Source organism: Serratia sp. HMSC15F11 (genome assembly GCF_001808215.1).
In the GTDB taxonomy this organism is placed as follows: domain Bacteria; phylum Pseudomonadota; class Gammaproteobacteria; order Enterobacterales; family Enterobacteriaceae; genus Serratia; species Serratia nevei.
Genome location: NZ_KV792496.1, coordinates 1 through 15,235, shown reverse-complemented (window position 1 = coordinate 15,235; position 15,235 = coordinate 1). Strand labels below are relative to the sequence as shown.

The following is a 15,235-nucleotide window of genomic DNA, read 5'->3' as shown; positions in this document are numbered from 1 at the left end:
GCCACTGCCTACTTGCCACGGATATCAGGATGACCACCCCGATAATTTCCCTTACCGCTGCTCGCGCGCTGCACCTTGCCGCCCAGGGGCTGCTTTCTCCGCTTAAACGCCAGGCTAAGCCCGATGACGTCGTGAGCGCGATCCAGCGCATGGGGCTGTTACAAATCGATACCATTAGCGTCGTCGCCCGCAGCCCGTATCTGGTGCTGTTCAGCCGTTTGGGCGCCTATCAGTCGGAGTGGCTGGAGCAGGCGCTTGCCGGCCGCAAGCTGTTCGAATATTGGGCGCACGAAGCCTGTTTCCTGCCGATTGAGGATTTTGGTTTGCTGCGGCACCGCATGCTGGCGCCTCATGATATGGGCTGGAAATATTCAGCCGACTGGGTGCAGCAGCACCAGGCGGCGATGGACAGCCTGCTGCGGCACATCGAACAACAGGGGCCGGTGCGCTCCGCCGATTTCAGCGCCGAGAAAAAGGGCAACAGCGGATGGTGGGACTGGAAACCGGAGAAACGACACCTGGAGATCCTGTTTACCGCCGGCAAGCTGATGGTAGCCGAACGCCGCAACTTCCACCGGGTTTACGATCTGACCGAAAGATTGCTGCCGGCCTGGGACGATGCGCGTCATACGCTGCCTGCGGAGCAGGCGCGCAGGCAGATGCTGCGCCGCACCTGCCGCTATCTGGGTATCTTTCGCGCTGAATGGTTGGCAGATTACTATCGGCTGAAACGCGTGGCGCCAAAAGCCTTGCTGGCAGAGCTGCAGGAGCAGGGGGAGATTACGCCAGTGCAGGTAGAGGGGCTGGAAGGGCCGTTCTATGTGCATGAATCTCTGGCGGAACTGCTGCCGCTGGCGGAACAGGGCAAACTCAAATCGACGGTCACCAGCCTGCTGTCCCCCTTTGACCCGGTGGTATGGGATCGGCGCCGGGCGCTGGAGCTGTTCAACTTTGACTATCGGCTGGAGTGTTATACGCCGAAAGAAAAACGCCGCTATGGGTACTTCACCCTGCCGGTGCTGCACCGCGGTGAGCTGGTGGGGCGCATTGACGCCAAGGCGCACCGTCGCCAGGGGGTGTTCGAGATCATCAGTTTCCATGCGGAGCCGCAGGTGCGCTTCGGCAAACAGCGGGCGCAGGATATCCGGCAGGCCATCGCGCGTACGGCCAAATGGCACGGTGCGCAACGCGTCGCGCTGGGCGACATTCCGGCGGCGTTGGCCGCTGAATGGGGGGCCGGCTGGGAAGTGGGATAACGAACGACGCCGTCGGTGGGTAAAACGAAGTTCAGCGCCGCTCGTTACAAAGGGGCTCAGTGGCTGAAGTTAGCGAACAGAGCGATGATTTTATGCAGACGTTTGATCACGTATCACGGCCTTTTTTGTGATTTACATCACAAAATTCTACGCCGGGATGCGCCCCAGTTCAAGCTGTTGCCCCCGCGCGATGAGGAAATATCGGTGGGTTGGCGCCACCGATGATTAACCTGAGGCCGGGCGTTATGCTATCCTCACAGCCTTTCCCAGATGACCTATCCCCTTACGGAGGATGCATGGACCACCGTTTACTCGAAATCGTTGCCTGCCCGGTATGCAACGGCAAACTCTATTTCAATAAAGAAAACCAGGAACTGGTGTGCAAAGCGGACGGGTTGGCTTACCCGCTGCGCGACGGCATTCCGGTGCTGTTGGAAAATGAAGCGCGTGCGCTGTCGCTGGATGAGAAGCACGCATGAGTTTTATCGCTATTATTCCCGCCCGCTACGCCTCGACCCGTTTGCCGGGTAAACCGCTGGCCGATATTCACGGCAAGCCGATGGTGGTACACGTGATGGAGCGCGCCCGCGAGTCCGGCGCCAGCCGCGTCATCGTGGCGACCGATCATCCTGAAGTCGCCAAAGCGGTGGAAGCCGCCGGCGGCGAAGTGTGCATGACCAGCCCGGATCACCATTCCGGCACCGAGCGGCTGGCGGAAGTGATCGCGCACTACGGCTTTGCCGACGACCAGATCATCGTTAACGTGCAGGGCGACGAACCGCTGATCCCACCGGTGATCGTGCGTCAGGTGGCGGAGAACCTGGCGGGCAGCCAGGCCGGCATGGCGACGCTGGCGGTGCCGATCGAGAGTGTCGAAGAGGCTTTCAACCCCAACGCGGTGAAGGTCGTGATGGACGCGCAGGGCTACGCGCTCTATTTTTCACGCGCCACCATTCCGTGGGACCGTGAGCGTTTCGCCGCGTCGAAAGAGAGCATCGGCGACAGTCTGCTGCGTCATATCGGCATCTACGCGTACCGCGCCGGCTTCGTGCGTCGCTACGTCAGCTGGGCGCCGAGCCAGCTGGAACAGATCGAGCTGTTGGAACAGCTGCGCGTGCTGTGGTACGGTGAAAAAATCCACGTGGCGGTCGCGAAAGCGATCCCGAGCGTGGGGGTCGATACGCCGGAAGATCTCCAGCGCGTGCGCGACAGCATCCAACCCTGAGCCTGAGTTCGTCGGCGCGCCGCGCAACGCGCCGACGATGCAATCCCCATGATTGTTCCCCGTTTTGTTGATCTGCGTTGAAGAATTTTTCCGCTCACCGTTCGATGATGTTACATCCCCCCTTATTAGCCTGAGGTGAATGCCTTATGGAGCAGTTACGCGCCGAACTGAGCATTGTGCTGGGTGAGTCCATCAGCCGGCTGGAGCGGGTGAGCGAGCAGCCTTATGCGCATATGTATTCGCTGTACGATCGGCAGGGCAACGCGATCCCGCTGATGGCGAAAAGCTTTATCTGTCAAGGCATCGCCCAGCAGGAGGCTTACAAGCTGTCGATGCTGGCGCGCGACGGGGATATTCGGCTGCCCACGGTGTACGGCGTGGTGTGTACTCAACAGACGCCGTATAAGGAAATCCTGCTGATCGAGCGCCTGCGCGGCGTGTCGGCTGAAGCGCCGACGCGCTCGCCGGATCGCTGGAACATGCTGATGGAACAGATCGTTGACGGGATATTGGCCTGGCACCGCATCGACAGCCACGGCAGCGTCGGCAGCGTTGACAGCACGCAGGAGAACGACTGGTTTTGCTGGTATCAACAGCGGGTCGAAGTGCTGTGGGCGACGGTAGTCAATCTCACCACCCCGCAGCTGACCATGGCGGATCGGCGTTTGTTGTACCGCACGCGCGAAACGCTGACCCATTTCTTCGTCGGCTTCGACGATCCCTGTGTTCTGGTGCACGGTAACCTGTCGCTGCGCAGCATGCTGAAGGATCCCAAAAGCGATCAGCTGCTGGCGATGCTTAATCCCGGCGTGGTGCTGTGGGCGCCGCGTGAATACGATCTTTTCCGCCTGTGCGAGGCGGGTATGCCCAGCCAACTGCTATTCCGCTATCTGCAGCGCGCGCCGGTCGCCGACGCTTTCCTGGCGCGGCGCTGGCTGTATGTGGTGTGGGAAGCGGTAGGGCGCTTGGTTCATACCGGCAAGCTGGAGCGGCGGCCGTTCGACTATGCGTCGCAACAGCTGCTGCCCTGGCTGGCCGGTTGAACGGGCCTTACTCGGCGCCGGCGCGATCCGCGCCTTTCAGCCACTGCCACAGGCTGCCCAGCGTTTCATACCAGGCACGTTCGGTATGGCCGAGGAACATCGAGGACGGTGTGGCGCGATCCCAGATATTCAGCGGCGAGTCGATCGCCAACTGGTTGGCCGGCGCCGGGATCGGGTGCAGGCCTTTCGCCTCGAAGAAGCGCATGGCGCGCGGCAGATGGTTGGCAGAGGTCACCAGAATGAACGGTTGCTCGCCGACCAACTTGGCGACCTGAGCGGCTTCTTCCTCGGTATCGCGCGGTTCCCTCAGGATCACCATATCGCTGCGCGGCACGCCCAGGCTTTCGGCCACCAGCGCCGCCGTGGCGGCGTTGCTTTGCATGCTTCCGGCGGATGCGCCGGTAAACACCATTCTGGCGCCGGGATGTGCAAGGTAAAGCCGCACGCCTTCCGTCACGCGCGGCAGGCTGTTGCCGAGCAAATTCGAGCTGGGCGCCCAATCGGGATTGTAGGTATAGCCCCCGCCCAACACCACGATGTAACTGACCGGATCGTTGCCGCGATAAGTCTGGTATTGGGCTTCGATCGGCCGCAGCAGCCGGTCGGCCACCGGCTGCAGGCTGAAAAGCAGTAAAAACAGCCAGCTCAGCGTAAAAATCGTCTTACCGCTTTTTTGCCAGCGGGTGAACCACAGCAGCAGCAGCGCCAGCCCCATCAGCAGCATCAACAGCGGCAGCGGCATCAGCATGGCGCCAAAGAACTTTTTCAGGTTGAACAGCATCGAAAATCAGATCCTTTTGGGTGAAAAATCGGCATCCAGGCATAAACCGGCCGCAAGAAGATACATTCTAAGCCAGTCTGTGCCAAAATAGCAGGTTTGAATAGGCGTGCGCTTTGCCGCCGACAAGAATGAGATCAGCGGAGCTGTTGTCCATGCAGGATCGCAATTTTGACGATATTGCTGAAAAATTTGCGCGTAATATTTACGGCACCACGAAAGGAAAAATTCGCCAGGCGGTGGTTTGGCAGGATCTGACCGGGTTGCTGGCGCAGTTGCCGCAGCGGCCGCTGCGCATCCTCGACGCCGGGGGCGGTGAAGGCCATATGGCCTGCCAGCTGGCAGAATTAGGACATCAGGTGTTGTTGTGCGATCTTTCTGGTGAGATGATCCAGCGCGCCGCGCAGCTGGCTGAGCAGAAAGGTGTGAGCCAGAACATGCAATTCGTACAAAGTTCTGCGCAGGATATCGCTCAACATTTGGAACAGCCGGTTGATCTGATATTGTTTCATGCAGTGCTTGAATGGATCGCCGAGCCCGAAGCGGCGCTGCAGGCGTTGTATGACTGCCTGACGCCGGGCGGCGCGCTGTCGCTGATGTTCTTCAACGCCAACGGCCTCTTGATGCGCAACGTGGTGTTGGGTAATTTCCAACTGGTGGATCCCGAGGTCAGGCGGCGCCGCAAGCGTTCGCTGTCGCCGCAATATCCGCACGATCCGCTATTGGTCTACGGTTGGCTGGAACAGCTGGGCATGCGCATCGGCGGCAAAACCGGCGTGCGGGTGTTCCACGACTATCTGCAGAGCAGACAGCTGCAAACACAAAAATTTGAAGAGTTACTGGCGCTTGAACAGCACTATTGCCGGCAGGAGCCGTACGTGAGTTTGGGGCGCTATATTCACGTCATGGCGCATAAACCAAACCTGAAGGACGAACTATGAGTGAATTTTCCCAGACAGTACCCGAACTGGTCGCCTGGGCACGGAAAAATGATTTCTCTATTTCGCTCCCTACGGAGCGTCTCGCATTTCTGCTCGCCATCGCCACCCTGAACGGCGAACGGCTGGACGGCGAGATGAGCGAAGGTGAGCTGGTTGATGCATTTCGCCATGTCAGCAAGGGTTTTGAACAGACGCATGAAACGGTGGCGATGCGCGCCAACAATGCGATCAACGACATGGTGCGCCAGCGCCTGTTGAACCGCTTTACCAGCGAACTGGCGGACGGCAACGCGATTTACCGCCTCACGCCGCTGGGTATCGGCATTACCGATTACTATATTCGCCAACGCGAATTCTCCACGCTGCGTCTGTCGATGCAGCTGTCGATCGTGGCGCAGGAACTCAAGCGCGCCGCCGACGCCGCCGACGAGGGCGGCGACGATTTCCATTGGCACCGCAACGTGTTCGCGCCGTTGAAATATTCGGTGGCGGAAATCTTCGACAGCATCGACATGACCCAACGCGTGATGGACGAGCAGCAGCAGAGCGTGAAAAACGACATCGCGGCGCTGCTGAGCAAAGACTGGCGGGCGGCGATCTCCAGCTGCGAGATGCTGCTGTCGGAAACCTCGGGCACCCTGCGCGAGCTGCAGGATACGCTGGATGCGGCGGGCGATAAGCTGCAGGCCAACCTGCTGCGTATCCAGGACGCGACCCTCGGCAACGTGGAGCTGGGCTTTGTCGACAAGCTGGTGTTCGATCTGCAAAGCAAGCTTGATCGCATCATCAGCTGGGGCCAGCAGGCGATCGACCTGTGGATCGGCTACGATCGCCACGTACATAAATTTATCCGTACCGCTATCGATATGGATAAAAACCGCGTGTTCGCCCAACGCCTGCGCCAGTCGGTGCAAACCTATTTCGACCACCCGTGGGCGCTGACCCATGCCAATGCCGATCGCCTGCTGGACATGCGCGACGAAGAACTGGCGCTGCGCAGCGAGGAAGTGACCGGGGAACTGCCGCCGGATCTGGAGTTCGAAGAGTTCAGCGAAATTCGCGAACAGCTGGCGGCAATGATCGAAGAGGCGCTGAAGGTGTATCAGGAACAGCAGATGCCGCTCAACCTTGCAGCGGTGATGCGCGATTATCTGGCGCAATATCCGCGTGCGCGTCATTTCGACGTGGCACGCTTAGTGGTCGACCAGGCAGTGCGCCTCGGTGTGGCTGAAGCAGATTTCTCAGGGTTGCCGGCGGAATGGCAGGCAATCAATGATTACGGAGCCAAGGTCCAGGCCCATGTCATCGACAAATATTGAACAAGTAATGCCAGTCAAGCTGGCCAAGGCACTGTCCAACTCGCTGTTCCCGGCGCTGGACAGCCAACTGCGCGCGGGTCGTCACATCGGTATCGATGAGCTGGACAACCACGCCTTTTTAATGGACTTCCAGGATGAGCTGGAAGAATTTTACACCCGTTACAGCGTCGAGCTGATTCGGGCGCCGGAAGGTTTCTTCTATTTGCGCCCGCGCTCCACCACGCTGATCCCGCGTTCGGTGCTGTCCGAGCTGGATATGATGGTCGGTAAAATCTTGTGCTACCTGTATCTCAGCCCCGAGCGCCTGGCGCATGAGGGCATTTTCAGCCATCAGGAGCTGTACGACGAGCTGCTGAGCCTGGCCGATGAGAACAAGCTGCTGAAGTTCGTCAACCAGCGCTCCACCGGCTCGGATCTCGATCGGCAGAAGCTGCACGAAAAGGTGCGCACCTCGTTGAACCGCCTGCGCCGCCTCGGCATGGTCTACTTCATGGGCAATGACAGCAGCAAGTTCCGCATTACCGAGGCGGTGTTCCGCTTCGGCGCCGACGTGCGCAGCGGCGACGATCCGCGTGAAGCGCAGCTGCGCATGATTCGCGACGGCGAGGCGATGCCGGTTGAAACCAGCCTGTCGCTGAACGATGAGAATGAGGCTGAGGATCAGCAGGTTGATAACGCTCCTGACGGTGCAGAGGATGAACAGGAATGATTGAACGCGGTAAATTTCGCTCGCTGACGCTGGTTAACTGGAACGGCTTCTTCGCCCGCACCTTTGATCTGGATGAGCTGGTGACCACGCTGTCCGGCGGTAACGGGGCAGGGAAATCCACCACCATGGCGGCCTTCGTCACCGCACTGATCCCCGATCTGACGCTGCTGCACTTCCGTAACACTACCGAAGCGGGCGCCACCAGCGGCTCGCGCGATAAAGGCCTGCACGGCAAGCTGCGCGCCGGCGTGTGTTACTCGACTCTTGACGTCGTCAACTCGCGCCACCAGCGCGTGGTGGTGGGCGTGCGTCTGCAGCAGGTGGCGGGGCGCGATCGCAAGGTCGACATCAAACCGTTCACCATCCAGGGCCTGCCGACCGCGGTGCAGCCGACCGAGCTGCTGACCCAGACCGTGGGTGAGCGCCAGGCGCGCGTGTTGTCGCTGCAAGAGTTGAAAGAGCGCGTGGAAGAGATGGAGGGGGTGCAGTTCAAACAGTTCAACTCCATCACCGATTACCACTCGCTGATGTTCGATCTGGGCGTGATCCCGAAACGCCTGCGTTCGTCCGCCGATCGCAGCAAATTCTACCGTCTGATTGAAGCGTCGCTGTACGGCGGTATTTCCAGCGCCATCACCCGCTCGTTGCGCGATTACCTGCTGCCGGAAAACAGCGGCGTGCGTAAGGCGTTCCAGGACATGGAAGCGGCGCTGCGCGAAAACCGCATGACGCTGGAAGCGATCCGCGTCACCCAGTCGGACCGCGACCTGTTCAAGCATTTGATCTCCGAGGCCACCTCGTATGTGGCGGCGGACTATATGCGCCACGCCAACGAACGCCGCATCCACCTGGATGGCGCGCTGGCGCTGCGCAGCGATCTGTTGGGCAGCCGCAAACAGCTGGCCGCCGAACAGTATCGCCATGTGGAAATGGCGCGTGAGCTGAGCGAACAGAGCGGTGCCGAATCCGATCTGGAAACCGATTACCAGGCCGCCAGCGACCACCTGAATCTGGTGCAGACGGCGATGCGTCAGCAGGAGAAGATCGAACGCTATGAAGCCGATCTGGAAGAGCTGACCTACCGTCTGGAAGAGCAGAACGAAGTGGTGGCCGAGGCGAGCGAGCAACAGGCCGAAAACGAAGCGCGCGCCGAAGCGGCCGAGCTGGAAGTGGATGAGCTGAAGAGCCAGCTGGCCGACTACCAGCAGGCGCTCGACGTGCAGCAGACCCGCGCCATTCAGTACCAGCAGGCGCTGCAGGCGTTGGAGCGCGCACGCGCCCTGTGCCAACTGCCGGATCTGACCGCCGATAACGCGGAACAGTGGCTGGACACCTTCCAGGCCCGCGAACAGGAAGCGACCGAAGCGCTGCTGATGCTGGAACAGAAGCTGAGCGTGGCCGACGCCGCGCACGGCCAGTTCGAGCAGGCCTACCAGCTGGTGGGGAAAATCGCCGGCCAGGTCAGCCGCAGCGAAGCCTGGCAGTGCGCGCGCGAATTGCTGCGCGACTGGCCTTCGCAGCAGCACCTCGCCGAGCGCGTTCAGCCGCTGCGCCTGCGCCTGAGCGAACTGGAACAGCGCCTGCGCTCGCAGCAGGACGCCGAGCGCCTGCTGCAAGAGTTTTGCAAACGCCATGGCCAAGAGTACCAGCCTGACGATCTCGATATGCTGCAGCAGGAGCTGGAAGAGCGCCTGGAAGCGCTGTCGCAGAACGTCAGCGAAGCCGGCGAACGTCGCATGGAGATGCGCCAGGAGTTGGAGCAGATCCAGCAGCGTATCCGTGAGCTGACGGCGCGCGCGCCGGTGTGGCTGGCGGCGCAGGACGCCCTGGGCCAGCTCAGCGATCAGAGCGGAGAGCCGCTGGAAAACAGCCAGCAGGTGACCGAATACATGCAGCAGCTGCTGGAGCGCGAGCGTGAAACCACCGTCGAGCGCGACGAAGTGGCGGCCCGCAAACGTGAAGTGGAAGCACAGATCGAGCGTCTCAGCCAGCCGGGCGGCGCGGAAGATCAACGCCTGGTCACGCTGGCCGAACGTTTCGGCGGCGTGCTGCTGTCGGAAATTTACGATGACGTCACCATCGACGACGCGCCTTACTTCTCGGCGCTGTACGGCCCTTCGCGCCACGCTATCGTGGTGCCGGATCTGTCGCTGGTGCGCGAGATGCTCGAAGGGCTGGAAGATTGCCCGGAAGATCTTTACCTGATCGAAGGGGATCCGCAGTCGTTCGATGACAGCGTGTTCGCCGTCGAAGAGCAGGACAAAGCGGTGGTGGTGAAGATCGCCGATCGCCAGTGGCGTTACTCCCGTTATCCGGAAGTGCCGTTGTTCGGCCGCGCGGCGCGCGAAAACCGTCTGGAAGTGCTGCATGCCGAGCGTGAAACGCTGGCGGAGCGCTACGCCACGCTGTCGTTCGACGTGCAGAAAACCCAGCGTTCGCACCAGGCTTTCAGCCGCTTTATCGGTACCCATCTGGCGGTGGCGTTCGACGCCGACCCGGAAGCGGAGATCCGCGGCCTGAACGCCCGTCGTGGCGAGATCGAACGCGCGCTGAACAATCACGAAGCGCAGAACCAGCAGCAGCGTCAGCAGTACGAACAGGCCAAAGAGGGCATTTCCGCGCTCAACCGCCTGATGCCGCTGGTGTCGTTGCTGAACGATGAAACCTTGCAGGACCGTGTCGACGAGATCCGCGAAGAGCTGGAAGAGGCGCAGGACGCCGCGCGTCATATTCAGCAGCACGGTGTGTCGCTGACCAAGCTGGAACCGCTGCTGTCGGTGCTGCAGAGCGATCCGCAGCAGCATGAACAGCTGCAGCAGGATTACGCGCAGGCGCAAAGCGTGCAGCGTCAGGCTAAACAGCAGGCGTTCGCGCTCACTGAAGTGGTGCAGCGTCGTGCGCACTTCAGCTACACCGATTCTGCCGGCATGCAGAATGCCAACAACGATCTGAACGATAAGCTGCGCCAGCGTCTGGAGCAGGCGGAAGCCGAACGCGCCCGCGCCCGTGAGCAACTGCGTCAGTATCAAACCCAGTTCACCCAGTACAGCCAGGTGCTGGCTTCGCTGAAAAGCTCGTACGACGCCAAGCGCGACATGCTGAAAGAGCTGAGCCAGGAGCTGGTGGACATCGGCGTGCAGGCCGACGCCAATGCCGAAGCGCGCGCCCGCGCGCGTCGCGACGAACTGCATGCGGCGCTGAGCAACAACCGCGCTCGCCGCAATCAGCTGGAGAAACAGCTGACCTTCTGCGAAGCCGAAATGGACGGCCTGCAGAAGAAACTGCGCAAGCTGGAACGCGATTATCATCAGCTGCGCGAGCAGGTGGTGACCGCCAAGGCGGGCTGGTGCGCGGTGATGCGCCTGGTGAAAGACAACGGCGTGGAACGCCGCCTGCATCGCCGCGAGCTGGCGTATATGGATGGCGACGAGCTGCGCTCGATGTCGGATAAGGCGCTCGGTGCGCTGCGTCTGGCCGTGGCGGATAACGAACACCTGCGCGACGTGCTGCGCCTGTCGGAAGATCCGAAGCGGCCGGAGCGTAAGATTCAGTTCTATATCGCGGTGTACCAGCACCTGCGCGAGCGCATCCGTCAGGACATCATCCGCACCGACGATCCGGTCGAGGCCATCGAACAGATGGAAATCGAGCTGGGCCGTCTGACCGAAGAACTGACTGCGCGCGAGCAGAAGCTGGCGATCAGTTCGAAAAGCGTGGCCAACATCATTCGCAAAACCATTCAGCGCGAACAGAACCGCATTCGCATGCTGAACCAGGGGCTGCAGGCCGTTGCCTTCGGCCAGGTGAAGAGCGTGCGCCTGAACGTCAATGTGCGCGAAGCGCACGCCACCCTGTTGGACGTGCTCTCCGAGCAGCAGGAACAGCATCAGGATTTGTTCAACAGCAACCGTCTGACCTTCTCCGAAGCGTTGGCCAAGCTGTATCAGCGCCTGAATCCGCAGATCGACATGGGGCAGCGCACGCCACAGACCATCGGCGAGGAGTTGCTGGACTACCGCAACTACCTGGAGATGGAAGTGGAGGTATACCGTGGCTCCGACGGCTGGCTGCGTGCGGAAAGCGGCGCGTTGTCTACCGGTGAAGCCATCGGTACCGGGATGTCAATCCTGGTGATGGTGGTGCAGAGTTGGGAAGAAGAATCCCGCCGCCTGCGCGGTAAAGACATCTCGCCGTGTCGCCTGCTGTTCCTCGATGAAGCGGCGCGTCTGGATGCCAAGTCGATCGCTACGCTGTTCGAACTGTGCGACCGTCTGGAGATGCAGCTGATCATCGCGGCGCCGGAAAACATCAGTCCGGAGAAGGGCACCACCTATAAACTGGTGCGTAAAGTGTTCCAGAACCACGAGCATGTGCACGTGGTGGGGCTGCGCGGTTTCGCCGGCGAGCCGCCGGCGCTGGGTACTGCGCCGGTTGAAACGCCGTAACGCAGAAAAACGCCCTAAAAATCCGAAAATAGCCGCCGCAGGGTGGCTATTTTTTTGTGCGCGTGGATGATAGTCCTGCTTTTTTATCCGTTGAAAAGCGGTTAGTTTAATCACATAAACAGTTATTCGACGCCTGCAGGGCGAAACGGCCTTTCTGTTTGTATACTGAAACTATATGCAGTTTTTGACGTTTTTTTTGTGAGCATACAGGGGGCAAGGGATGTTGCTTAAAAAGGGAAACTCTCTACGACGTTTGGCGCTGAGTGGCGCTATCGCCTGTAGTCTTGTGTCGTCGTTTTCCGCATCGGCTACCGTCACGGCGTTGCCGGTGGCATCAGCAGGCATGTCCGTTGCGCAGAGCCGTTCTGAGCTGCTGGCCGCGTTGCCGCGCGGCATGGATTTGCACTACCTTTCCACGCTGGCACCGCTGTATGCGGCGAATCACATGCAGCCGATGTGGCAGGATCGCGAAGCCGTTCAGCAGTTTCAGCAGCAGCTGGCCGAACTGGCGATGTCCGGCGTGCAGCCGCAGTTTACCCAATGGGTGAAAATGTTGACCGATCCGGCGCTCAGTGAAGCGGGCCGCGATGCGGTGCTGTCCGATGCGATGCTGGGCTATTTACAGTTCGTCTCTGCCATCGGTGCCAACGGCAACAACTGGCTGTACAGCAATATTCCCTACAAGCTTGGCTTGCCGCCCACCGCGGTGATCAACCAATGGCAACTGGCGGTGCGCCAGGCGCGTACCCTGAGCTATGTGAATTCGCTCGCGCCGCAGCATCCGCAATACGCCAAGATGCATCAGGCGCTGCGCGACATGCTGGCGGACAATCGTCCGTGGCCACAGGTGGGCAGCGGCCCGAGCCTGCGCCCAGGCCAAATGAGCAACGATATCCCGGCGCTGCGTGAGATCCTGACGCGTACCGGCATGCTGGCTGCCTCGGCGCCGGAAGCGGAGCCGGAACCGGCGGTGGTCTCGGCGAAGAGCAATGAGCCCGACGATGGCGGGCTGACGGTAGACGAAGAGAAAAGCCGCGTGACGGTCAGCCCATCGGCGGCGCCGGTAACGGAGTTGACTGCGGAGCAGACGCCGCCGCAGATTGGCAGCGTGGTGAGCGACAATCTTTATACCAATGAGCTGGTGGAGGGCGTCAAGCGCTTCCAGAAATGGCAGGGGTTGACGGCGGACGGCGTGATCGGCGTGCGCACCCGTGAGTGGCTCAACGTGTCACCGAAAACCCGCGCCGCGCTGCTGGCGCTGAATATCCAACGCCTGCGAATTTTACCGGGGCATGTCGGCACCGGCATTATGGTGAATATTCCCAACTACTCGCTGACCTACTACCAGAACGGCAATGAAGTGCTGTCTTCCCGCGTGATCGTCGGGCGGCCGAGCCGTAAGACGCCGCTGATGAGCAGCGCGTTGAACAACGTGGTGGTCAACCCGCCGTGGAACGTGCCGACCACGCTGGTGCGCGAGGACATTGTGCCGAAGGCGATGCGCGACGGTAATTACTTCCAGAAACACGGCTATACGGTACTGTCGGGTTGGAGCAACGATGCGGAAGTGATCAACCCGGCGATGATCGACTGGAGTATGGTTTCTGCGCGCAACTTCCCGTACCGCGTCCGTCAGGCGCCGGGTGCCACCAACTCGCTGGGGCGCTTCAAGTTCAATATGCCGAGCTCGGACGCCATCTACCTGCACGATACCCCGAACCACAGCCTGTTCCAGAAAGATATCCGCGCACTCAGCTCCGGCTGCGTGCGGGTGAATAAGGCTTCCGATTTGGCGAATATGCTGCTGCAGGACGCCGGCTGGAACAACAGCCGCGTGTCTTCCACGCTGAAAGAGGGGAATACCACTTATGTGAATATTCGCCAGCGTATTCCTGTAAAACTGTATTATCTGACCGCCTGGGTTTCGGATGACGGCCAACCGCAATTCCGTACAGATATTTACAATTATGATAATACGGTGCGATCGGGCGCACAAATTTTGGCTCAGGCCAAAAAATTAATGCAGTAAATGCAGTAATTATAAATAAATAACGGTCAGAATGTTTGGCTATACCGCAGGCCCTCGTCGCCGGGGGCCTGTAAACCTAGGCGTATCGCGGGTTGACTCAGCATACGCAGGCGGTTATGGTTCGGACAGTGCGCTGCTTTGTGCATTTATTTTGACATTCTTGCCGGGTTTAATAGAGTCATGGACAAAATTGATCATCACCGCCGTAAATGGCTGGCGCTAGGTGGCGCCGCTATGGGCATAGCGCTGCTTCCAGGGCAGGCGTTTGCCAGTCTTTCCACCGCTCGACCGCGTATTTTAGTGCTGAATAACCTGAATACCGGTGAATCTATTAAAGCCGAGTTCTTTGACGGCAAAGGTTACAATAAAGAAGAGTTGGTGCGGCTAAATCATCTGTTCCGCGATTATCGCGCCAACAAGGTTAAATCGATCGATCCCCGCTTGTTTGATCACCTCTATCGCCTGCAGGGGCTGCTGGGCACCAGCAAGCCGGTGCAGCTGATCTCCGGATACCGTTCCGTAGATACCAACAACGAACTGCGTGCGCATAGTCGCGGCGTGGCCAAGCACAGCTACCACACCAAAGGCCAGGCGATGGATTTCCATATCGAAGGCATCCAATTGAGTAATATACGTAAAGCGGCGTTAAAAATGCGCGCCGGTGGTGTAGGATATTACCCACGTAGCAACTTCGTACACATCGATACCGGCCCGGTTCGGACCTGGTAATCGCTGTGCCATCAGTGAATAACGCCGCCCCTTGCGGACGCGGCGTTATTGTCGTTGGAGCCTTATGAAATACCATCTTATTCCCGTTACCGCCTTTAGCCAGAATTGCAGCCTGATTTGGTGCGAAAACACGCAGCAGGCGGCGTTGGTCGATCCCGGCGGTGAAGCGGAGAAAATCAAAGCGGAAGTCGCGCGGCAGGGGGTGACGATCACTCAGATTCTGCTGACGCACGGCCATTTGGATCACGTCGGTGCGGCGGCGGAGCTGGCGGACCATTATCAGGTGCCGATCTACGGCCCGGATAAAGAAGACGCGTTTTGGCTGGACGGTTTGCCGGCGCAGAGCCGGATGTTTGGACTGGAAGAGTGCGCGCCGCTGACGCCGACCCGCTGGCTGTCGGAAGGCGATGAGATGCAGGTGGGTGAGATGACGCTCAAGGTGCTGCACTGTCCAGGGCATACACCGGGCCACATCGTCTTTATCAATGAGCAGGCGCGTTTGGCGCTGGTGGGCGACGTGCTGTTTAACGGCGGCGTGGGGCGCAGCGACTTCCCGCGCGGTGACCATCAGGCGCTGATTGCCTCTATTCGTACCAAACTGTTGCCGTTGGGCGACGACATGCGTTTTATTCCCGGCCACGGCCCGATGTCGACCTTCGGTCACGAGCGCCAGACCAACCCGTTCCTGCGCGAAGAGCCGGCGGTGTGGTAACGATTATTTCCCGGCAGTGACTAGTCCTGCTATAGGTTGACACTTTTCA

Annotated in this window: 12 protein-coding genes; 11 read left to right on the top strand and 1 reads right to left on the bottom strand. The window is 60.0% G+C overall.

All coding sequences use genetic code 11. The annotated features are described in order from the left end of the window. The first annotated feature begins 29 nt into the window (after positions 1–29). The 4 genes from HMPREF3138_RS19330 (at position 30) to HMPREF3138_RS19315 (ending at position 3,524) form a co-directional block, all read left to right on the top strand. A complete protein-coding gene (locus tag HMPREF3138_RS19330) occupies positions 30–1,256 on the top strand; it encodes a winged helix-turn-helix domain-containing protein (protein ID WP_038880800.1) in 1,227 nt (408 codons plus the stop codon). Positions 1,257–1,552: 296 nt separating this feature from the next. After that, complete coding sequence (locus HMPREF3138_RS19325) at positions 1,553–1,735, top strand: Trm112 family protein (RefSeq protein WP_004928237.1); 183 nt, start codon at positions 1,553–1,555, stop codon at positions 1,733–1,735. Beyond that, positions 1,732–2,481: a 3-deoxy-manno-octulosonate cytidylyltransferase gene (gene kdsB / locus HMPREF3138_RS19320; RefSeq protein ID WP_038880803.1), complete on the top strand. Its 750-nt coding sequence runs from the start codon at positions 1,732–1,734 to the stop codon at positions 2,479–2,481. The genes HMPREF3138_RS19325 and kdsB overlap by 4 nt, the downstream gene beginning before the upstream one ends. Before the next feature lie 146 nt (positions 2,482–2,627). Further along, complete coding sequence (locus tag HMPREF3138_RS19315) at positions 2,628–3,524, top strand: YcbJ family phosphotransferase (RefSeq protein ID WP_038880806.1); 897 nt, start codon at positions 2,628–2,630, stop codon at positions 3,522–3,524. Between the two features lie 7 nt (positions 3,525–3,531). Here HMPREF3138_RS19315 and elyC read toward each other — a convergent pair whose 3' ends face one another. Beyond that, positions 3,532–4,305, bottom strand: coding sequence for an envelope biogenesis factor ElyC (elyC, locus tag HMPREF3138_RS19310; protein WP_038880809.1), 774 nt, complete (start codon positions 4,303–4,305; stop codon positions 3,532–3,534). A gap of 152 nt (positions 4,306–4,457) precedes the next feature. Between elyC and cmoM the strand changes: the two genes are divergently transcribed. The 7 genes from cmoM to HMPREF3138_RS19275 all read left to right on the top strand — a co-directional run bounded on the left by cmoM (position 4,458) and on the right by HMPREF3138_RS19275 (position 15,186). Then, positions 4,458–5,243, top strand: coding sequence for a tRNA uridine 5-oxyacetic acid(34) methyltransferase CmoM (gene cmoM, locus HMPREF3138_RS19305; RefSeq protein WP_015377334.1), 786 nt, complete (start codon positions 4,458–4,460; stop codon positions 5,241–5,243). Continuing rightward, a complete protein-coding gene (mukF, locus tag HMPREF3138_RS19300; RefSeq protein ID WP_004928228.1) occupies positions 5,240–6,562 on the top strand; it encodes a chromosome partition protein MukF in 1,323 nt (440 codons plus the stop codon). Before cmoM ends, mukF begins: the two co-directional genes overlap by 4 nt. Beyond that, positions 6,543–7,271: a chromosome partition protein MukE gene (mukE, locus tag HMPREF3138_RS19295; protein ID WP_033637863.1), complete on the top strand. Its 729-nt coding sequence runs from the start codon at positions 6,543–6,545 to the stop codon at positions 7,269–7,271. Before mukF ends, mukE begins: the two co-directional genes overlap by 20 nt. Next, positions 7,268–11,716, top strand: coding sequence for a chromosome partition protein MukB (gene mukB, locus HMPREF3138_RS19290; RefSeq protein WP_038880813.1), 4,449 nt, complete (start codon positions 7,268–7,270; stop codon positions 11,714–11,716). The genes mukE and mukB overlap by 4 nt, the downstream gene beginning before the upstream one ends. A gap of 220 nt (positions 11,717–11,936) precedes the next feature. Beyond that, on the top strand, positions 11,937–13,745 hold the full coding sequence (gene ldtD, locus HMPREF3138_RS19285) for a L,D-transpeptidase (protein ID WP_071605332.1): 1,809 nt from the start codon (positions 11,937–11,939) through the stop codon (positions 13,743–13,745). 180 nt (positions 13,746–13,925) lie between these two features. Then, positions 13,926–14,474, top strand: a complete 549-nt coding sequence (locus HMPREF3138_RS19280; protein ID WP_025302289.1) for a peptidoglycan L,D-endopeptidase MepK — start codon at positions 13,926–13,928, stop codon at positions 14,472–14,474. Positions 14,475–14,538: 64 nt separating this feature from the next. Further along, a complete protein-coding gene (locus HMPREF3138_RS19275; RefSeq protein ID WP_038880818.1) occupies positions 14,539–15,186 on the top strand; it encodes an MBL fold metallo-hydrolase in 648 nt (215 codons plus the stop codon). Positions 15,187–15,235 lie beyond the last annotated feature (49 nt).